Raw genomic sequence first — 19,484 nt, forward strand, 5'->3', positions numbered from 1 at the left:
TCTGGGCGTCCCAATATCGGCATGCTACATTTCCCCAGACTCGCGAAAACAATCCACTCAACATAGTTATTTCCACTTGTAGTCAAGGGGGACTGACCATTGATCGCAGATACAGACACCTCTGAAAAAGCTGAGCAGCAGTTGCCTTACGCGACGGGGCGCAACAGATTCTTCATCGTCGGTGGCGCCGGGTTTATAGGCAGCCATCTGGCCGATCGCTTGATGAAGGATGAGCGCGCCCTTCATGTGACGCTTTTCGATAACTTCTCTTCCGGCCGCGAATGGCACATTCAGAAGCACCTCGCGCATGGTGAGAAGCGATTCCGACTCACGCAAGGCGACGTGCTCGACCTAGACCGCCTCATCCAGGCGATGTCCGAGCACGATGTAGTTGTTCATCTAGCTTCGAATCCCGATATCTCGCGTGCAGTGGAGGAGCCCGAAATCGACTTCCATCAAGGCACGGTGCTCACCAACAACGTACTTGAAGCGATGAGGCGTGCCGGCGTTCCCCACTTGCTCTATGCCTCGGGCAGCGGCGTGTACGGCGAAGCGGGCGATTCGGCCATTCAAGAGGAATTCGGTCCGCTGAAGCCCATTTCCACCTATGGGGCGAGCAAGCTGGCAGGCGAGGCGCTGATTGCCAGCTACTGCTCGATGTTTGGGATATCGGCATCGGTATTCCGTTTCGGCAATGTAGTCGGAGCCCGGCAAACCCACGGAGTGGGCTTCGATTTTCTGCGCAAACTCCGCTCCGACCCGGCCCGGCTGAGAATTCTGGGAGATGGCAGGCAGAGCAAAAGCTATATTCATATCTCCGATGTAATCGAAGCTATCCTGCTTGTCTGTGAGCGGTCGCGGGAGAACTATGAGGTCTTCAACGTTGCCACGAACGAGACGGTTACAGTTACCGAGATCGCGGAGTTAGCCGTAGAAGCGTTAGGCCTGCGCGAACATCCTCAGTTTGTTTATACCGGAGGCAGTCGCGGCTGGAAGGGCGATGTGCCCAACGTGCGGCTGGATACCACTCGTATTCGCGCGCTGGGCTGGAAACCTGCTTTCAACTGCCTCGAGGCAATCCAACGTTCCCTTGAAGAGATGGTGGCCGATGAACGCGTCCTCGTTTCGTAACGACATAACGGATCACTCTCCTACCGTAGCGATTCTCGCGGGGGGCTTAGGGACGCGGCTGCGGCCCCTGACGACTACCATCCCGAAGTCAATGGTGCCTGTTGCCGGCGAACCCTTTATCGCCCACCAGCTTCGGCTGTTGTCGCGGCAGGGTTTCTGCAGCGTCGTTATGTGCTTGGGACATCTTGGGGAGCAGATCGAATCTTTCGTCGGCGGCGGCTCTCGCTTCGGATGCCAGGTCCGTTACTCCCGGGACGGATCGGAGCTTCTCGGCACGGGCGGAGCGATTCGTCAGGCGCTGCCGCTCCTGGGTCCGCAGTTTGCCGTGCTTTATGGCGATAGCTACTTGACAGCTCCGTTTCGCCCGGCGCTTCAGGCTTTTCTCACATGCGGCAGGCCCGCGCTGATGACGCTTCTGCGCAACCGGAACCAGTGGCAGCCAAGCAACGTTCAGTTCGCGGGCGAAATCGTTCGCTACGACAAGGATCGTCTGGTCCCAGCGATGGAACATATCGACTATGGCTTGTGCTTCTTCTTCGCGGAAGTCTTTCAACGCTGGCCGCAGTCTTCGCGCTTTGGTCTTTCCGAGGTGTTGCAAAGTTTGATCGGAGAGCAGGCTCTTGCCACCTTCCAAGTCGCCGAACGTTTCTATGAAATCGGCTCGATCGTGGGTCTGCAGGAGACTGATCAATTCTTGAGGGGTTCTTTTCGGAGACGGTTTGCGCCGATCCAAGACTTTTCCGCTCCTTCCATCGGAGCCGCGGCCGTCGGGAGGGATCGAGCATGATTATGACGCGAACACCGCTACGCATCTCGATTGGCGGCGGCGGCACCGATCTGCCCTCTTACTACCGCCAATACGGAGGCATGGTCATCTCGGCTGCGATCACCAAGTATGTCTACCTCACCATTAATCGAAGTTTCCTTCCCGGTTACTTTCTTCGCTACTCGGAAAACGAGCATCGGTTTAGCAGTGATTCCATCTCTCATCCTCTCTTCAAGGGAGCGATCGAGATGCACGGAGTGCAAAACCCCGTCGAAATTGTGAGCATCGCGGATGTGCCGGCGGGCACTGGACTGGGATCCTCGGGCTCATTTTTGGTCGGGCTTATCCACGCTTTGCATGCTTACAAGCGCGAGCCAGTTACCGCCGACAGGCTGGCGCGCGAAGCCGTGGAGGTGGAGATGGAGCGACTTGAGGAGCCGGTTGGAAAGCAGGACCACTACATTGCTGCCTACGGAGGCCTCTTATGCCAGTGCTATCACTGCGACGACACCGTCACGCTGAATCCTCTCAAGATGAATGAAGCCGAAGTTCGCGAGCTGCGCGACTCGCTGATGCTTTTCTTCATTGGCCGCACCCGTCAGGCATCTTCGCTCCTGCGCGATCAAAAGAAGCGCACCGAAGAGGCCGATGCCGCGATGCTGGATGGCCTGCATTTCACCAAGCAGCTGGGAGCCGAGATCCAGGCGACGCTCGAAAGCGGCAGGATCGGCGAGTTCGGCCCTCTGATGCATCAACACTGGCAACGGAAGCGATGCAGGTCGAAGGGCATGAGCAACGACCAGATCGATGAGATCTACGAGATGGGAAGAACCAAAGGCGGTGCCTCAGGAGGGAAGCTCGTCGGAGCCGGCGGCAGCGGATTTCTGCTCTTTCAGGCGACAGACCGCAAGCGCTTACGCGACTGCATGAACGACGCGGGATTGGCGGAGATGGAGTTCAATTTCGATTTCGACGGATCCGTTGTTCACACCAGAAGCGCATAGGACGCAGGCAATATGACGACCGGAGTACGCATCCTCGAGCTTGCCGATCTGCTTCAGACAGGAAGGCAGGAGTGGACCTTTACCGATCTGATAAATGTGCTGCGCCGCCGGCGCGGGTACGTCATCGGATGCGTGGGGACCATGCTGGCGCTCGCGACCATCTACTGCATCGCCGCCACGCCGCGTTTTCAAGCGATAGGAGAGATCGAAGTGCAGAAGGAGCCTCCGCCTGTCTTCGGTCTTGAAAACAGCGTAACCGGAGATACGCCCACAGCAGCCGCAGATTCCCTCGACTACAGTATGACCCTGGAGACGGAGGCGAAAATACTGGAGTCGCCCACACTTGCGCTCCAGACCATCAAGGATCTGAAGCTAGAGAATTCGCACGATTACTTCCCCGCGCAGCAGAGCGGCTTTCAGCTTCCGGGATGGATCTTCTTCTGGAGACGGCCCATCGAGCCGCTTACTATCGATCTTGAAGATGCACCCAATCGCCGCTATGTAGCCCTGAAAATCTTCGCCTCTCATCTCAAGATCACACCCGAGACAGGTACACGCCTCATTGAAATCCGATATTCCGATCCCGAACCACGGCTGGCTGCGGAGATTGTCAATCGACTGATTCAGGGTCTCATCGACTATGGATACCAGGCGCGGGTTCACGCCACCGCACAGGCCTCGAAGTCGCTCGCGAACGAATTACAGGATCTGAGGCAGCAGACCGCAAAGTTGCAAAGCAAAGCGAATCGATTGCAGCGGGAGGCCGGGATATACGGAGACGATGCCCCGCACAATATCGTTCTGGAGCGCCTCGATGCATTGAACCAGCGCCTCGTGGCGGCCGAATCCAATCGTCTGCTGACGGATGCAATCGACCGCATTTCGCAGACGGGCGATCCGGAACTGATCTCCACATTGGCGGGCGGCTCAAGCGCCGAAGGAGCTCCAGCTCTGAACAATTCCCTGGCGACGCTCCAGACCTTGCGCTCCCGCGAGGCCTCTGTCCGCGCTGAGATTGCCGAGAACGACGCTCGTTATGGTCCCGCGCACCCCCGGATCGCAGAGCTGCATTCCGAACTCGATGGTGTCCAGGAGTCCATTCACGAGGAGATCGTTCGCGTGGGCCAGCGGGCTCATGCAGGCTTCGAAGTAGCCAAGGCGGCTGAAGATTCCGCTCGCGATGATTTCGATAAACAGCAAGATCTCGCCGACCAGATCAGTAGCAAGGCCGTCGGGTATCAACTGGCGCGGCAGGAGGCGGAAGGCAACCGCGGCGTGTATCAAGGACTGCTGACCAAGCTCAAAGAGGCGGGAGTCCTCGAAGGCCTGCACTCGACCAACCTTACGATTGTCAGCCCTGGCCGCATTCCCCCCACCCATCGCCCCAAGAGTCCCAATCTGCCTTTGTGCTACGCAGCTGCCGTGGTGGGTGGACTCTTCTTCGGCTGCGTGGGCGCTGTGTTTTCCGAGCTCTCGGATCACACGGTCCGCTCCCTGGATGGCCTGGAGCGACTTACCGGTTCGCAGCTTCTCGGCGTGCTTCCGCAATTGAAGCAAGCTGATCGCTTGAGACGACGGCTGCCCGTAAGCCGGAAAGCATCCAGGGACAAACCGCTCTTCCTATCCGAGGAAGGCTCGAACGCGGGATCTCGCGATGCGCTGTTTCTCGAGTCGCTGCGTGCCTTGCGGACTTCGCTTCTTCTGCTGAGAAATGGGCGCCGCTCGCAAGTGGTTTTGATCACGAGCTCCGTGTCGGGTGAAGGCAAGAGTAAGGTTGCAGTCAATCTTGCCGGGATGCTCGCCCAGCTTGGCGCTCATGTGTTGCTGGTCGACGCGGACCTCCGCCGCCCGTCAGTCTGCGACGAGCTTCACATTGAGGGCGATGTTGGACTCGACGCCGCGTTGATCGCGGATAATGAACCGCCAATTTTCGCTTATGCGCCACTGCGCAATCTTTCCTTGTTATGCGGACAGCGTATCGCTCCCATGCCAGCCGAGCTGCTTGCCTCGAAAAAGATGGCGCGCCTGCTCAGCGAATGGCGCAACGAATACGATTTCGTGCTCCTCGATAGCCCTCCCGTATTGGCCGCCACCGATGCGCTGGTTCTTACTCAGATGAGTGACATCACCTTATTGATTGCGCGCCACGGATTTACCCCGAAACAGGCCATCCATCGAACCTTCATGACCCTTCGCGAGCAGATTCCTGAGTCCTGCCTGATGCGAGTGGTACTTAATGGCGTCCATTTTGATTCATACGATCTTCGCTCGTACTACGGTTACGAGCCGATGCATCACGATCCGCCGCCACCGAGACCTCCAGAGGAAAGGAGGATGTTTTCATGACCAGGCTGCTGCTTGCTGCAATTCTGCTGGTTTCCTCTCTGCAGGCGCAGGCGCAGAGCGATTCAAAAATTCAGGAGAGCCTGCGCATCGCACCTGGAGATTTGCTTCATATCATCGTGTTGCGCGAGCCCGACCTGGAGCGTCGAGTGAGAGTGTGCGACTCCGGTGAGATATCTCTGCCGTTGATCGGTGCGATTGAGGTACGCGGATTGAATGTGCCGGAAGCTGCTGCCGAAATCTCGCGGAGATACCTCGACGGCCAGTTTCTGCGCCATCCGGATGTTTCGGTCTCCCTCGAAGAATTCACTACTCAGCAGGTTTCGGTGCTTGGACAGGTTGTCAAACCCGGCACGTTTTCAATTCCAGCGCCGAGAAGCCTGATCGATATGTTAGCCATGGCAGGAGGCTTCACCGACATCGCCGATCGACATCTCACCATAGAACGCGCTGATCGTTCACAAGCAGCTGAAGTTTTCGTATCGAACCGGGCAGACGATGCGCTCGAGGCCAATGTCCTGATTTATCCGGGAGACAAGATTCTGGTGCCGAAGGCGGGCATTGTTTACGTACTCGGCGACGTCGGGCGGCCGGGCGGCTACGTTATGCAGAACGAATCGCGGATGACGGTTTTGCAGGCCATCGCGATGGCGACGGGCACTAACCGCACCGCTTCGGAATCGCATGTACGGCTGTTACGCAACAAGGATGGTGAGATCGAAGAGCAGCAAATTCCGCTTAAAGAAATAGAACGAGGGGCTGTTCCCGATCCTCTTCTCGAAGCGAACGACGTTCTCTACGTTCCCTTCAACTTTGGAAAACATATTGTGATGGGCAGCGGCTCGATCATGGCTTCCGCCAGCTCGGCATTGATTTATGCAGGACATTAGACCAGGCAACGCGGGAACGCCTCGCATAGGACGAAGCTCCTTAGCTATCGAGGATTGCGTCTGCGCCATCATCCTGGCATTCTTTGCCGTGCAGGGAGCGGTGCCATTCATCGCCCCTCACCAGGCGCTGGAAGTAAACAACTCGCCGGCATCGGGTGTGACCTTCTGGGGAGGGATTGCCTCGCAGGTTTTGGTCTACGCAACGATCTGCTTCTTTCTCTGCGCCAATTGGAGGCGAGTCGTTCACTGGTTTCCGGCGACGCGCTGGACCGCGGTCTTTGGCTGCCTTGCCATCATCTCTTCTGTCTGGTCGCAATTTCCGCTTTATACCTTGCGCCGGTCGATTCCATTTTTATTCGCTGGCCTCTTCGGACTTTTTTTTGCCGTGAGGTTTCCGGTGCGACGGCAGCTTTCCATTCTTTTTATGGCAATGCTTGCCGTCGCGCTGGGAACGATCTTGCTCGCCGTACTCGTTCCACGTATCGGCCTGGACGCAACATTCGGACACAGCGCCGATTGGCAGGGAGTCTTCACCTCGAAGAATGCGTGTGGCCGGATGATGGTTTTGGCCACGGCTATTACGTTGAGCCAGTCGGAGGGAACAGGACGCAAGGTCCTGAGCCTTGCATTATTCATCTTCGTGTTGGTGATGAGTGGTTCACGTGGCGCATGGGCTATCGAGGCCGCTGTTTTTGCGAGCTATGTTGCGATCAAGGTGCTGGGCTTAATGGACAGCCGGAGCCGAGTGCTTCTGCTACTCGGCAGCCTGATTGCCATCACCACAGCAGCCGTCGCTGGCGCTATGCATCTTTCTGCTCTGTCTCAGTTAGTGGGACGAGACGCAACACTCACCGGGCGCACGCAGATATGGAAGCAAGTCTGGCCCTTTATCTTGGAGCGACCCATCCTGGGCTGGGGCTATGCGGGTTTCTGGAGGGGAATTCAGGGCGAGTCTTTTCGAGTCGCAGCCGCAATGCGGTTTGTCATCTTTCACGCGCATAACGGGTTTCTCGAAATATGGCTTGAGCTCGGCGCTGTCGGCCTCTTCATCTTTGGGTGCAGCTATCTTCGCGCGTGGCGCAAGCTTTGGCCCAGGCTACGATCGGGACGCATAGAACGCGTCTCGTGGATGTTCTTCGTCCTGGCGCTCGTCGCACTCTACGATCTCGATGAGAATTCGCTTCTCATCGACAACGGATTGTTCTGGGTTATCTACGTGGCGACCTTAGTCGATATCGAGTTGCTGGAGGTTGAAGAGCAACTCATCGAGAACCTTTCCACTCTGCTTTCTAATACGGGCGCATTGCAGAACACTCACTCATCAACAATCGATAGGGTGTGGGCGTGAAGCAGATCGTGATTTACCGAACCGAGCTGTTGCCAGCTTCGGAGACTTTCATCGCTGCTCAAACCGCCGCGCTCAAAAAGTATTCGCCATGGTTCGCGGGACTGAAGCGCCTTCCGGACGGCCTGCCACTCGATCCTGGCTGTGTGCTTTCGCTGACGAAAGAAAACCTGCTCAAAGACAAACTCCGGCGTCGTTTCTATCTTCGGACCGGGGTGGCTCCAGATTTTCATCGTAGCCTTCGCGATCTTCGACCATCGCTCATCCACGCACATTTCGCAGTCGATGCCTGCGTGGCGCTTCCTCTGAAGAGAACGCTTCAGGTTCCGCTAGTCGTCACCCTCCACGGATACGATGTCACCAGAAGCGACGACACATTCCGGCAAACGGTATTCGGTCGAATCTACCTCGAGCGGAGAAACACCATGCTGCGGGAGGCATCACTCTTCCTCTGCGTCTCGGAGCACATACGCGGTCGGGCGCTCGAACGCGGATATCCCGTGGAGAAACTCGCGATGCTGCCCATTGGTATTGAGCTGCCGGAAAACGACGCGGTGGTGGAACGAGAACCGATCGTCCTCTTCGTTGGCAGAATGGTGGAGAAGAAGGGATGCATCCACCTGCTCCGCGCCATGGAGCGGGTCGAAGCGATCCTGCCGGCATCGCGGCTCATTTTGCTGGGTGACGGGCCGCTGCGCACCGAGCTGGAGCGCTATGCCTTCACTCGCTTGCGGAACGTGACATTCCTGGGAATGCGCCCGCAATGCGAGGTGCGCAATTGGATGAGGCGGGCGCGAGTACTTGCCGCTCCCAGCATCGTTGGCGGCGATGGAGATTCGGAAGGATTGCCCATAGTCCTCTGCGAAGCTCAGGCGAGGGGATTGCCTGCTGTCTCGTGCTACGGGCCGGGAGTGAATGAAGCAGTCGTAGAAAATCAGACCGCACTGCTGGTGCCGCAACGAGATGAGCAGGCATTGAGCAAAGCCATCCTGAGACTCATGACCGAACCGGCGTTGCATCGAGAGTTGGCCGAAGCCGGACGGCAACGCGCGGCGAATCTTTTCGACATTCAAAAGCAGACGGCGCTGTTGGAAGACCGATACGACGAAGTGGTGAGCCGCTTCGCGTGGATCAGAAAGTGATCTAAGAAACCGCCGGTTCGAGCAGAAAACGCGCGAACACCTCATTCGACATCAATCGGCCGCGTTCGGTGAGACTTACGCGATCGCCGATCCAAGCGATGAGAGAATCGCATTCCAGATCGACCAGAACAGACTCGAATTCCCCCGTGGCAGCGGCACCGAACTCGGCACGCATCGCCGCAAGATCGACTCCACGGTTCAAGCGCAGGCCCAGAAACCAGGCCTCCTCCATCTCTTCCTGGCTGGAAAGCGTTCGTGCTTCGCCCCCCCCTGGAGTATCAAGGAACGGCTGCAGCTCATCGCCGGTCGCAAACCGCACCGCGGCTCCGCCTTCGCTCCGCAGCATGGAGTGCGCGTCCAGTCCAAGCCCGAGGTAGGGCGCCCGGGTCCAATACTTCAGATTGTGTCGAGATTCGGCTCCCGCACGCGCAAAATTCGATATCTCATACTGGTTGAGACCATGCTGCTCGAGGAAGCTACAGGCCGCGAGATACATCTCCGCGATGGCGTCGTCGGATGGAACATGCGGCGCATAGTACTTCAGACCGCCGCTACCCATCTCACGCCCCAGGCGCGAGTCGTCATCGACTTCGAGCATGTAGACGCTGGCGTGATCGACATTCGCGCCGACGAGCATTTCAAGTGATCGGCGCCACGAGTCAGGCGTCTGCCCCGGAAGTCCGGCGATGAGGTCAAGATTGATGTGGGGAATGCCAGCGTCGCGGACCCGCTCCACATCGCGAAGCGCGACTTCGCACGTATGCAGGCGCCCGGTATGCTTTGCTTCCGCGTCGACGAACGACTGCACGCCGAAGCTGATCCGGTTCACTCCGCATTCCACCATAGAGGCGAGCGTTGCATCTTCGACTTGGCCTGGAGCGCACTCCACGGTGATCTCCGCGCCTGGCAGTACGACAAATTCGCGGCGGATTGCCGCAAATAGCCTTTGCATCTGCTGCGGTGAAAGCAGAGAAGGTGTCCCGCCGCCCAGATAGATAGTGTCGACAATCTCTGGAACCGTCGCCTTCCATCCGGCTGCTCGGCTGCGGATCGACCGCAGGTCCTCTTCCAGCCGATCGATGTAGCGATCCATGGATGCGAGCGGAAAGACGCCCGAAGCGAAGTTACAGTAAGTACATTTGGATTTGCAGAACGGGATTGAAACGTAGACGCCGAGACTTTCCATCTGCTTCTATTTTCCCACGAGGATTGCGGCCCCAAACCTGTCGACTCTATCGATTTCGCGCTTCCAGAACAGCCACGCGCTCGCTGAGCGAGGCCAGGAGCTTCACATTAGTCAACTCTGCTTGGGCTTTGGATTCTGCGATGGCCGCCATCACAGCCTGGAATTGGATGTCCATCTTCTGCTCGAGACTGGAGAATCGCTGGTCGACTGCATCGAAGCGGGCGTCGATCGTCTTTTCTAAAGCACTAAACCGGCTATCGACCCCGCTAAATCGCGTATTCATCTCCCGTTCCAAAGACGAAACCCGCACCTTCAGTTCGCGCACGTCCGGTGCGATCACGTCTTGCACGAGTTGCTGGAGCGTCTGCAGGATGTTGTCTGTCATGCTGTCGCGGTCCATCTACTCCTTTCATCGTAGGCCTGCGTCCGGCGAAAAACCAGCGCGAAGCCCGGTTTCGCCTCATACTTCTCACCATCGGTAATCTTCGGCTGTTTCGCGATCTCTTCGCATCGCCCGGTGTGTCCGCGCATCCCTAAAACGGTCCTTCCGCAACCCGGTAAACTAGATCCAGCGACCGAATGGCAGAGCAGGCAAAACCGAAGCAGCCGCAGCAACAGGACGACGATGTCGTCGGCAAGGCCTATGACGCGCGCCTTATGGGCCGTCTCCTGACCTATCTCTACCCCTACAAGTTTGCGGCTATTGTCTCGCTGGTCGCCATCCTTATTAAGGCCACCTGCGACGTCCTCGGTCCTTACCTGACCGAAATCGCCATCGACCGTTATATGTCGGCGCATCCTTCACCGAAGTCGGCCTTTCTGGCGCGTTGGCTCAGCAGCAATCCGGTCACCGGCATCACCCAGATTGCCATGATCTACCTCGGCTCGCTGCTGCTCAGCTATCTTTTCGAGTTCATCCAGACTTACCTTATGCAGTGGACCGGCCAGAAGATCATGTTCGACATGCGCAAGCAGATCTTCGGCCATTTGCAGACCATGCACGTCGGTTTCTACGATCGCAATCCAGTAGGCCGTTTGGTTACGCGCCTCACCAGCGATGTCGATGCCCTCAACGAGCTGTTCACCTCCGGCGTCTTCGCCATCTTCGAGGACATCTTTGTTCTGGCCGGCATCGTCTTCGTCATGCTGCGAATGAAGTGGTGGCTGGCGCTGATCGCTTTTGCCGTGCTGCCGCTCATCCTTATTGCCACCCGCATCTTCCGCAAGCATGTTCGCGACTCCTATCGACGGATACGCTCGGCGATTGCCCGCATCAACAGCTATACCCAGGAACACGTCACCGGCATGAGCCTGATCCAGCTCTTCAACCGCCAGGATCGGGCCTTTCGCGACTTCGAAGCCGTCAACCGCACCCACATGGACGCCTTCAAGGACTCCATCCTGGCCTACGCCCTGTACTATCCCGCGGTCGAGATCTGCAGCTCCATGGCCATCGCCGCGATCATCTGGATCGGCGGCCGCGGCGTCATGCGTGGCGCAGTCACCGTCGGCGTGCTGGTGGCCTTCATCCAATACGCGCAGCGCTTCTTCCGCCCCATCCAGGATCTGAGCGAGAAATACAACATCCTGCAGGCGGCCATGGCGGCCAGCGAGCGCGTCTTCAAGCTGATAGACACCGAGCCGGAGATCGTTTCTCCCGCGCATCCCATCGAGGGCGACCACTCCGGCAGCATCGAGTTCCGCAATGTCTGGTTCACCTATCAGCGTATGGATGAGGAACGGGCGGCGCGCGTAACCCGGGCGAGTGAAGCCGAGATCGGCCGAATGGAAGACATCGAGTGGATTCTGCGCGGCGTGTCGTTCACGATCCGGCCCGACCAGACCGCCGCTATCGTGGGACACACTGGAGCCGGCAAGACCACCATCATCAGCCTGATGATGCGCTTCTACGACATCCAGCACGGAGAGATTCTGATCGATGGCGTGGACGTCCGCCGGCAAGACCTGCGCCAACTGCGCGAGCACTTCGGCGTCGTCCTGCAGGACCCGTTCCTCTTCAGCGGGACCATCGGGAGCAACATCAAGCTGGGCACCAGCCGCATCACCGACGAGGAGATGGAGCGCGCCGCCGAGCAGGTCAACGTCCACGACTTCATCGCGTCGCTCCCGCAGGGATATAACGAGGAGCTGCGCGAGCGCGGCAACTCGCTCTCCACGGGACAGAAGCAGCTCATCAACTTCGCCCGGGCTCTGGCGCACAACCCGCGCATCCTCATCCTCGACGAAGCCACATCGTCGGTCGATACCGATACCGAGATCCGCGTAAGAATCGCGTTGGATCGGATGATCCAGGGCCGCACCTCCGTGGTGATCGCTCACCGCCTGTCGACGGTGCAGCGGGCGGACGTGATTCTGGTCATGCACAAAGGCCAGCTAAGAGAGACCGGAAGCCACCAGCAGCTCCTCACCCAACGGGGACTCTACTGGAAGCTCTACCAACTGCAGTATAAGGATCAGGAGCTAGGGTTGCCGAGCGATGGGCTTACGCCTACGTTGGCGCTTGGGACGGACTGATCCCCTGGTCGTTCTCAGATGCCTCGCCTATAAGATGCTCCATTTTTTAACGAATTGATACAAGCCATCTAATCCCTCTTTGGATTTACGGGTAACATGGTTTCCTATGATAGACCCGCTTACGTCGCTGGCTTTCTCGATTTACTCCAATAAGGGTGTATACGCACTTCTGATTGGATCAGGGATTTCGCGGGCCGCAGAAATTCCAACCGGCTGGGAGATAACGCTCGACCTTATTCGGAAGCTTGCGGCTATTGAGGGGGAAAAGTGTGGTCTTAGCCCAGAGCTTTGGTATGCGAAAAAATATGGTGGGGAAGCGGACTACTCAGATCTTTTAGAAAAAGTCGCGATTACGCCTTCCGAGCGCGTCAATATACTTGCCAAATATTTCGAGCCTACGAGCGAAGATTTGCAATTGGGAAGAAAATCTCCGACTCAAGCTCATAAAGCAATCGCGAGGCTCTCTGCGATGGGCTATTTCAAGGTTATTTTGACGACAAATTTCGACAGACTAATGGAGCAGGCACTGGCCGCTGAAGGTATCAATCCGACCGTTATTTCCACTGTCGATATGGTACGAGGAGCGATGCCACTTGTTCATGCCCAATGCACGCTTATAAAACTACACGGCGATTACAGGGATACACGAATTAAGAACACAAGCGAGGAGCTCACGAATTACTCCGGAGAGATGAACTTGCTACTCGACCGAATATTTGACGAGTACGGCCTGCTCGTCTGTGGATGGTCCGCAACATGGGATCACGCACTCAGCGGTGCCATGCTGCGAAGCCCCAATCGGAGATTTACTTGTTTCTGGACTTCAATTGATCGCCCTGCGGCCAAAGCGGCTGAGCTGATCCATTTCCGCCACGCCACCCTGTTGGAAATAAAATCAGCCGACACTGTTTTCATGGAGTTGGAGCAGAAGATTGAATCCTTAGACTCCTTTTTATCTCCTCACCCCTTGGCTATACCAGTTGCTGTGGCCTCTCTCAAAAGGTACTTAGTAGAAGAGCGTTTTCGAATTGAGCTATTTGAGTTGGTTAATGATGAAGTCGAGAAGCAGATTAAAAATTTGTCCCCGCTTGCCACTCAATTCAAGCACCAGGACTCCGATCAGATGCAACAGGAATATCTAAAACGAGTTGGAATATATGACGATAATTTAGAGATGCTTATTGCTTTGATCTCTCACGGATGCTTCCATGGAAATGGATTGCAAGCTCCAATCTGGCGCGATGCTATTGTGAGCATGACCAGGTTGTCACGAGTACTGTCGGGTGACACATTACTTCTAAATTTAATGCGTTATCCATCAAGCCTTTTGTTGTATGCCGGCGGAATTGCTGCCGCATCGGCAAAAAAATATGTAGCCCTTAAATCTCTGTTAAGAGACTCCAAGGCTCCGAGATTAAACATCTTCGAGAGTCAAGGCGAAGATCTGATTTTTCATGTTACGCCGGGGCAAGTTATAGACGGTAACAGTCTCGGTGCAGAAAATCTCAGGTTATCATTCACTCCCGCAAGTGACCACATTTTTAATGTGCTCCGCGAGCCACTACGGAAGTTAATACCAAGCGATGATGAGTATGCCGAATATTTCGATAGGTTCGAATATTTTTTCACACTCACATATTTCGATAAAAGATGGACGCAGAAGGGTGTCGTTCCTCATTGGGCTCCCGTAGGTCGTTTCGCCTGGAGACGAAGTCTAGGAAGTCGAGCTAATATCAGCGAACTCATCACGAAAGAAAGTAAAGAGGAAATTGATAATTGGGGGCCAATTCGTGACGGATTATTCTCCAGCTTCAAGAGATTTACGGAGGTCAATGACACGTATCGCGACAGTATCCTATCTAGAATACCGTGGTGATCTGCACCGTAAAAATCAACCCGTCGTACTGTAGTTTGGACCGAATGTAAGCTCATCCAATAATTTCCAATCCCAACGACTCATCCGTTTCACACCCTCACCGCACCCAATCTGTTCTATAACCGCACTCTGTTCTCGTTCGTAAGAGAAAACACCAGGTGCCCTCTGTTTTATTGCCCATACCTACGGCAACGCCCGCAGCCATTCGCCATCCTCAGCTATCAAATCCCATAGACCGGAATAAAGCAGCTAATCCTTATGTTTTCCTTACATACCCAGGAAATCGCTCGGCGTGAGGCAGCAATCCTGAGCTGCGCAGGCGGAATCGTTCCGCTTCCTTTTGCAATCTAATAATCACGCTCCGACGAGAGAGCGCGGCTCCGCAGCTGAAGGTGATCCGGAGGCAATTCGGAGATGACTTGGGGAACTGAAGCGGGAAGGAATTGGCATGAGATTGTTGAACAAAGTTGCACTGATTACTGGCGGGAACAGCGGCATTGGCTTCGAGACGGCGAAGTTGTTTATCGCCGAAGGAGCCAGGGTGACCATCACCGGCCGCAATCAGACGACCCTGGACGCGGCGGCTGAAGAGCTTGGGCCGAATGCGCTGGTGTTGCAGGCCGATGTCTCCGATCTCGCGGCTACCCAGCGGGTGGTCGAGGCGACCGTGGAGCGCTTCGGCAATCTGGATGTCATCTTCGCCAATGCCGGGACCGGCGCTCCGACTCCGGTCGGCGCGGCCGAGGTCGAGGTCTTCGAGGAGATCCTGAAGGTGAATGTGACGTCGACCTTCTTCCTGGTCCAGGCGGCCGATCCGTACCTGAATCCGGGCGCGTCGATTATCTTCAACGGCTCGCAGATGAGCCTGAACGGGCGGCCGGGCTTCTCCGCCTACGCGGCGAGCAAGGGAGCGCTGCGCGCCATGTCGCGGGTGATGGCCTCGGAGCTGTCGCCGCGCGGCATCCGCGTGAACGTGATCACGACCGGCTCGACGGACACGCCGCTGTGGGCCTCGGTCGCGCATACTCCGGAAGAGAGGGAGGCGCTCTTCGAGCAGGTCGAAAAGACCATCCCGCTGGGCCGCGTCAACAGCGCCGCCGACGTGGCCAAAGCCGTGCTCTTCCTGGCTTCGGAGGAATCCTCATTCGTGCAGGCGGCGGAGCTGGTGGTCGATGGCGGAGCGACCGGCGCGCCGCTGGGCGCTCCGATCTACCGCCCCGAGCCGGTGCTCAGCGAAGCGTAAGCACTCTCTACGATTACCCTGTGCTCGTCATTCTGAGCATAGCGAAGAATCTCAGCGATGTTGATCATCCAGCATTGCTGAGATTCTTCCTCCCTCCGGTTGTCAGCCAATAACGACGACGAAACATCCACTCCACAAATGATGCCGGTCACGGTAACCTGCCTTGTAGATGCGATTGCGTATCTTGCGACTGTTCGGTCGTACGCGACCTGGAGTTGGGCTGCGATCCCAAGCTGACGAACGGTGGCTAGTCCACCTCAGAATGTACGGGAGACGCACGCACGCGGGGGAATCATACCCTGGTTCCCCCACCGCGACAGTTTCCTACATACCCCCGCCGCTCTTCCATAGATACAAGAATGACGGTACATTTCAGGGAAAATCAGGCCCGGCCGGCGAACTCCCGCGTCTCGGTCGCGACCCGAACCTTGTCGCCTTCCTTGATGAACAGCGGTACAGCGATCTCCAGGCCGGTCTCGAGCTTCACGTTCTTGGTCACGCTGCCGCTGGACGAGTTGCCCTTCGCGCCCGGCTCGGCATAGGAGACAGACAGCTCGACGAAGAGCGGCAGCTGCAGTCCGATGGGGTTGCCGTTGTATTTATGCAATTGGATGATCGCGCCCTCGATGAGCAGCTCCAGATCGTCGCCCATCATGTTTTCCGAGAGGGTGAGCGTTTCAAAGCTGGCCTGGTCGAGGAAGTGCGAGCCGTCGCCGTCAGAGTAGAGATAGGAGGCCTGCACGATCTCGAGATCCGGCTCCTTGAACTTCTCGCCTGCCTTGAAGGTTTTTTGAAAGACGGCCTGGGTGAGCAGGTTGCGCATCTTGAGATGCACGAGCGTCTGGCCGCCGCGCGCAGTGGGGGTGGAGATGTCGGATTCCAGACAGTAATAGGGAGCGTTCTCGAATTCGAAGAACGCTTTACGCTTGATATCGATGGCATCGATCAGTGCGGCCATAAACTCCTCAACTTTTGTCTCAGTATAAAGTGCGGCGCGGCTGCGCGAGTCGGCCGGGTTCGCGCGTGGATTGCGAGCGCGGAAAGTCATAAAATGGAAGGGCTATGGCCTTCCCTATCAAAGTTTGTGTCGTATGTTCCGAAGAGTTCGAATTGAAGCCGGATAAGCCCGGTTTTGCCAACCGCTGCCCGGAGTGCAGCGCTCCCGAGGCGAATGAAGCGCTGACGCAGGGCGCGGTCGGCGCCGATGGTCTCGGCAAGGAAGTGAACGAGGCCCGCAAGAAGGCCATCCGCGACCTGCTTTATCGCAAAGACAGCTAGCTCGCTGAGCCGGCGTGCCCGGCATATTTTCACCGGTAACTGCGGTGGCCACGGTGGAAAACTGCGAGTCCCTTCGCTACGATCGGGATGACAATTTACCCGGGAATTATCGGGGAATTGTCCGGGAAATCGCTGAGTCAGGGAACTAGCTTTCCGTCCGTCACGCGTGGTCCGAATACAATCAGACCGGATACGGTGGAACGCATGGACGAACGCGCCCCGGCGGCTAGACGCTGCGCCGGCAAGATACTTCTGGCTACTGCCGGCTTTTCGCTGGCTTGCAGTATGGCATGGGGGCAGGCCACGACCAACAGCGCCCCGGCACAACCTGGCGCGGATCCGCCGGCAGTTCTCCGTTACATTGAAGATGAAGTGTGGGCACCGGTGCCCAACTCCTTTCCGCGCGGCCTCGACGTGCTGGAGGTCTATGCCGATCGCCCAGGAAAACATCCGCTCGCGTTGTTGACACACGGCACCTCGAATATCGAGCAGGAGCGGCAGCACGTGACGCCCTGGGCTCAGCTCGGGCAGGCTCTGTGGTTCGCTCGCCGTGGGTACGTGGCCATCGTGATCGTGCGCAAGGGCTATGGGCGCTCGGGCGGGGAACCGGACAGAAAGCTTGGCGGGTGCAAAGTAGGCGGAAGCTTCCGCGAGGCGGGCGAAGCCTCGGCCCAGGATCTGCGCGCCGTGGCGAAGTGGGCGGCGCAGCGGCCGGAGGTGGACGCCTCGACTTTAGTGAGCGCGGGCGTATCCACAGGAGGCTTTGCTCAGGCGGCTTTGACGGAAGATCCACCGAAGGAGCTGAAGGCTGCCATCAGCTTCGCCGGCGGCCGTGGCGGCGATGGCAAGGAGCATGAATGCAATCTTGGCGGCGCGATCGATGCCTTCCAGGACTTCGGCAAGGGCGCAGCCAAACACGGCGCGGTGCCCATGCTTTGGATCTACTCGCAAAATGACCACTGGTTTCCGCCGTCCATGGCCACACAGTTCGAGGACGCGTATCGAAAGGCCGGTGGATCGGTCGAGTTCGTACTCGCGCTGCCAGACGGCGAAGACGGTCACCATCTCTACGCCCATGTAGAAGCTTGGTCGGCGACGGTCGAGTCCTTTCTCCGCGCTCGCGACCTCCTGCCTCTTGGTGACGAGGTGCTGCCATTGCCTGCCGCGCCGAATGTTCCGCCCCCGGCTGGAGTCAGCGAGCGTGGGCTCAATGCGTGGAAGCGGTATCTGGTCTACGGTCCCTATAAGGCATTCGCTGTTTCTTCCAATGGCGAATGGGGCAGTACAAACGGCGCCTTCGATCAGCAGCTGGCCGATCAGGATGCCATGGATCGCTGCCGGAAAGCAGCGACCGAGGGAGCCGCCTGCCAAATCGTCTCCCGAACTGCGCCTTCAAAATGAGTCCCGACCAAATGATAAGGAAAATTCATCAGCATCACCGAAATACCTCCATCGTCGCGCACTCACCCGTCGAGATGCGATAGCTTTTGATGAGACACCCCATGAGCACGCATCCCAAAATCTTTCTTTCCGCCGGCGAGGCCAGCGGCGAACACTACGGCACGCTGCTCATCCCGGCCATCCGCCGCCTGGAGCCGGATGCAGAGTTCTTCGGGCTCGGCGGGCAGCGCATGGAGGCGCTCGGTTTCCGGCGCATCGTTCGCGCCGAAGATGTGGCGGTGATGGGCATCACCGAGGTGATCCGCCACATGCCGCGTATTTATGGGGAATACCGCAAGCTCAAGGCGTCCATTGCCACGGAAAAACCCGACGCGGCCGTGCTCATCGATTTCCCGGACGTGAATCTTTCGCTGGCGAAGCATCTCAAGCGGGCGGGAGTGCCGGTTATTTATTTCGTGTCGCCTCAGCTCTGGGCGTGGAAGAAATACCGCATTCGCGAGGTGCAGCGATATGTCGATCGCATGCTGGTGATCTTTCCCTTCGAGGAGCGCTTCTACCTCGACCGCAAGGTGCAGGCCGAATTCGTCGGCCATCCCCTCGCCGAATTGCCCCTTCCTACCATCAGCCGAGAGACTTTTGCTCGCGAAGCTGGTTTAAATCCGTCCAAGGGCTGGATTGGTCTTCTGCCCGGCAGTCGTGCGAAAGAAATACGTCTCAACCTACCCGAAATGCTTCGAACCGCTGAGCTGCTATCCCAAAACGGACCGGGCTATGAGTTCCTGCTGCCGCTCGCCCCCACTCTCACCGCATCGCATCGGGCCGAAGTACAGGCGATGCTGCCCCCGACCCCTCGGATCACGATTACCAATGAAGCCCGCGCCACGCTGCACCATGCCCGGGCCAGCATCGTTGCCAGCGGAACAGCCACGGTCGAGGCGGCGCTGATCGGCAATCCCTTTCTGGTGGTTTATCGCGTCTCACCGCTTACTTATGCAGTCGCCAAGCGGGTTGTCGATGTCCCCCATGTTGCTATGGTCAATCTGATTGCGGAGAGTAGGATCGTTCCCGAGCTGATCCAGGGTGACTTTACCGCCCGGAATGTCGTCTCACATTTGCAGCCGCTCCTGACCGATAAATCCGTCCGCGCACGGATGCAAAGCAGCTTGCGCTCAATATCGGATATGCTCATGGCCAAGGGGAAGGACGATCCGTTGGCTCATGAAACCACAGCAGTCGACCGCGTGGCCCGCGTCACCAGCCAGATGCTGCATGCGAAGCAGCCCGGAAAATGATTTGAGCGCCCATTCCATAGCCCGGATGAAACCGCAATCTGCCTTCAGGCCC

The 19,484-nt window shown here is 57.5% G+C and carries 16 protein-coding genes; 13 read left to right on the top strand and 3 right to left on the bottom strand.

Features of this window, described 5'->3' with window-relative positions; all coding sequences use genetic code 11:
* The first annotated feature begins 99 nt into the window (after window positions 1-99).
* From XX99_RS11530 to XX99_RS11560, 7 genes are read left to right on the top strand one after another with little or no spacing between them, the layout of a single operon-like run.
* Window positions 100-1,131, top strand: coding sequence for an NAD-dependent epimerase/dehydratase family protein (locus XX99_RS11530; RefSeq protein WP_231581284.1), 1,032 nt, complete (start codon window positions 100-102; stop codon window positions 1,129-1,131).
* Window positions 1,109-1,918: a sugar phosphate nucleotidyltransferase gene (locus tag XX99_RS11535; protein WP_082125503.1), complete on the top strand. Its 810-nt coding sequence runs from the start codon at window positions 1,109-1,111 to the stop codon at window positions 1,916-1,918. Before XX99_RS11530 ends, XX99_RS11535 begins: the two co-directional genes overlap by 23 nt.
* Complete coding sequence (locus XX99_RS11540) at window positions 1,915-2,901, top strand: GHMP family kinase ATP-binding protein (RefSeq protein ID WP_050059552.1); 987 nt, start codon at window positions 1,915-1,917, stop codon at window positions 2,899-2,901. Before XX99_RS11535 ends, XX99_RS11540 begins: the two co-directional genes overlap by 4 nt.
* Before the next feature lie 12 nt (window positions 2,902-2,913).
* Window positions 2,914-5,247: a GumC family protein gene (locus tag XX99_RS11545; RefSeq protein WP_050059553.1), complete on the top strand. Its 2,334-nt coding sequence runs from the start codon at window positions 2,914-2,916 to the stop codon at window positions 5,245-5,247.
* Complete coding sequence (locus tag XX99_RS11550; protein ID WP_050059554.1) at window positions 5,244-6,134, top strand: polysaccharide biosynthesis/export family protein; 891 nt, start codon at window positions 5,244-5,246, stop codon at window positions 6,132-6,134. The genes XX99_RS11545 and XX99_RS11550 overlap by 4 nt, the downstream gene beginning before the upstream one ends.
* Window positions 6,121-7,482, top strand: coding sequence for an O-antigen ligase family protein (locus XX99_RS11555; RefSeq protein WP_050059555.1), 1,362 nt, complete (start codon window positions 6,121-6,123; stop codon window positions 7,480-7,482). Before XX99_RS11550 ends, XX99_RS11555 begins: the two co-directional genes overlap by 14 nt.
* 8 nt (window positions 7,483-7,490) lie before the next feature.
* Window positions 7,491-8,621 (top strand): glycosyltransferase, encoded by a 1,131-nt coding sequence (locus XX99_RS11560; protein ID WP_184084896.1) that lies wholly within the window; start codon window positions 7,491-7,493, stop codon window positions 8,619-8,621.
* Window position 8,622: 1 nt separating this feature from the next.
* Here the strand turns inward: XX99_RS11560 and hemW are convergent, their stop codons facing one another.
* Window positions 8,623-9,807, bottom strand: coding sequence for a radical SAM family heme chaperone HemW (gene hemW / locus XX99_RS11565; RefSeq protein WP_050059557.1), 1,185 nt, complete (start codon window positions 9,805-9,807; stop codon window positions 8,623-8,625).
* A 46-nt stretch (window positions 9,808-9,853) separates the two neighbouring features.
* Entirely contained in the window at window positions 9,854-10,207 is a 354-nt protein-coding gene (locus tag XX99_RS11570) for a hypothetical protein (RefSeq protein WP_050059558.1), read from the bottom strand.
* A 179-nt stretch (window positions 10,208-10,386) separates the two neighbouring features.
* Between XX99_RS11570 and XX99_RS11575 the strand changes: the two genes are divergently transcribed.
* The 3 genes from XX99_RS11575 to XX99_RS11585 all read left to right on the top strand — a co-directional run bounded on the left by XX99_RS11575 (window position 10,387) and on the right by XX99_RS11585 (window position 15,461).
* Entirely contained in the window at window positions 10,387-12,342 is a 1,956-nt protein-coding gene (locus XX99_RS11575) for an ABC transporter ATP-binding protein (protein WP_050059559.1), read from the top strand.
* 106 nt (window positions 12,343-12,448) lie between these two features.
* Window positions 12,449-14,218, top strand: coding sequence for an SIR2 family protein (locus XX99_RS11580; protein ID WP_050059560.1), 1,770 nt, complete (start codon window positions 12,449-12,451; stop codon window positions 14,216-14,218).
* Between the two features lie 448 nt (window positions 14,219-14,666).
* Window positions 14,667-15,461 carry a glucose 1-dehydrogenase gene (locus XX99_RS11585; protein WP_050059561.1) on the top strand — a complete coding sequence of 265 codons (795 nt, stop codon included), beginning with the start codon at window positions 14,667-14,669 and terminating at the stop codon, window positions 15,459-15,461.
* Between the two features lie 382 nt (window positions 15,462-15,843).
* On the opposite strand, the gene XX99_RS11590 is transcribed toward XX99_RS11585, so the two are convergent.
* Window positions 15,844-16,419: an elongation factor P gene (locus tag XX99_RS11590; protein ID WP_050060092.1), complete on the bottom strand. Its 576-nt coding sequence runs from the start codon at window positions 16,417-16,419 to the stop codon at window positions 15,844-15,846.
* A gap of 104 nt (window positions 16,420-16,523) precedes the next feature.
* Between XX99_RS11590 and XX99_RS11595 the strand changes: the two genes are divergently transcribed.
* From XX99_RS11595 to lpxB, 3 genes are all read left to right on the top strand, one after another.
* Window positions 16,524-16,739, top strand: a complete 216-nt coding sequence (locus XX99_RS11595; protein ID WP_050059562.1) for a hypothetical protein — start codon at window positions 16,524-16,526, stop codon at window positions 16,737-16,739.
* 204 nt (window positions 16,740-16,943) lie between these two features.
* Window positions 16,944-18,140: an alpha/beta hydrolase family protein gene (locus XX99_RS11600; protein ID WP_050059563.1), complete on the top strand. Its 1,197-nt coding sequence runs from the start codon at window positions 16,944-16,946 to the stop codon at window positions 18,138-18,140.
* A 101-nt stretch (window positions 18,141-18,241) separates the two neighbouring features.
* Window positions 18,242-19,432: a lipid-A-disaccharide synthase gene (gene lpxB / locus XX99_RS11605; protein WP_050059564.1), complete on the top strand. Its 1,191-nt coding sequence runs from the start codon at window positions 18,242-18,244 to the stop codon at window positions 19,430-19,432.
* The last annotated feature ends 52 nt before the right edge of the window (window positions 19,433-19,484 follow it).

Source organism: Silvibacterium bohemicum (assembly GCF_001006305.1).
Taxonomy (GTDB): Bacteria; Acidobacteriota; Terriglobia; order Terriglobales; family Acidobacteriaceae; genus Silvibacterium; species Silvibacterium bohemicum.

Excerpts from the sequence above, each read along its gene's own strand:
- XX99_RS11550 (WP_050059554.1), top strand. The coding sequence starts at position 5,244 with ATGACCAGGCTGCTGCTTGCTGCAATTCTGCTGGTTTCCTCTCTGCAG.
- XX99_RS11535 (WP_082125503.1), top strand. The coding sequence starts at position 1,109 with ATGAACGCGTCCTCGTTTCGTAACGACATAACGGATCACTCTCCTACC.
- XX99_RS11595 (WP_050059562.1), top strand. The coding sequence starts at position 16,524 with ATGGCCTTCCCTATCAAAGTTTGTGTCGTATGTTCCGAAGAGTTCGAA.
- XX99_RS11555 (WP_050059555.1), top strand. The coding sequence starts at position 6,121 with ATGCAGGACATTAGACCAGGCAACGCGGGAACGCCTCGCATAGGACGA.
- XX99_RS11600 (WP_050059563.1), top strand. The coding sequence starts at position 16,944 with ATGGACGAACGCGCCCCGGCGGCTAGACGCTGCGCCGGCAAGATACTT.
- hemW (WP_050059557.1), bottom strand. The coding sequence starts at position 9,807 with ATGGAAAGTCTCGGCGTCTACGTTTCAATCCCGTTCTGCAAATCCAAA.
- XX99_RS11540 (WP_050059552.1), top strand. The coding sequence starts at position 1,915 with ATGATTATGACGCGAACACCGCTACGCATCTCGATTGGCGGCGGCGGC.
- XX99_RS11545 (WP_050059553.1), top strand. The coding sequence starts at position 2,914 with ATGACGACCGGAGTACGCATCCTCGAGCTTGCCGATCTGCTTCAGACA.
- XX99_RS11580 (WP_050059560.1), top strand. The coding sequence starts at position 12,449 with ATGATAGACCCGCTTACGTCGCTGGCTTTCTCGATTTACTCCAATAAG.
- XX99_RS11585 (WP_050059561.1), top strand. The coding sequence starts at position 14,667 with ATGAGATTGTTGAACAAAGTTGCACTGATTACTGGCGGGAACAGCGGC.
- XX99_RS11590 (WP_050060092.1), bottom strand. The coding sequence starts at position 16,419 with ATGGCCGCACTGATCGATGCCATCGATATCAAGCGTAAAGCGTTCTTC.
- XX99_RS11570 (WP_050059558.1), bottom strand. The coding sequence starts at position 10,207 with ATGGACCGCGACAGCATGACAGACAACATCCTGCAGACGCTCCAGCAA.
- lpxB (WP_050059564.1), top strand. The coding sequence starts at position 18,242 with ATGAGCACGCATCCCAAAATCTTTCTTTCCGCCGGCGAGGCCAGCGGC.
- XX99_RS11575 (WP_050059559.1), top strand. The coding sequence starts at position 10,387 with ATGGCAGAGCAGGCAAAACCGAAGCAGCCGCAGCAACAGGACGACGAT.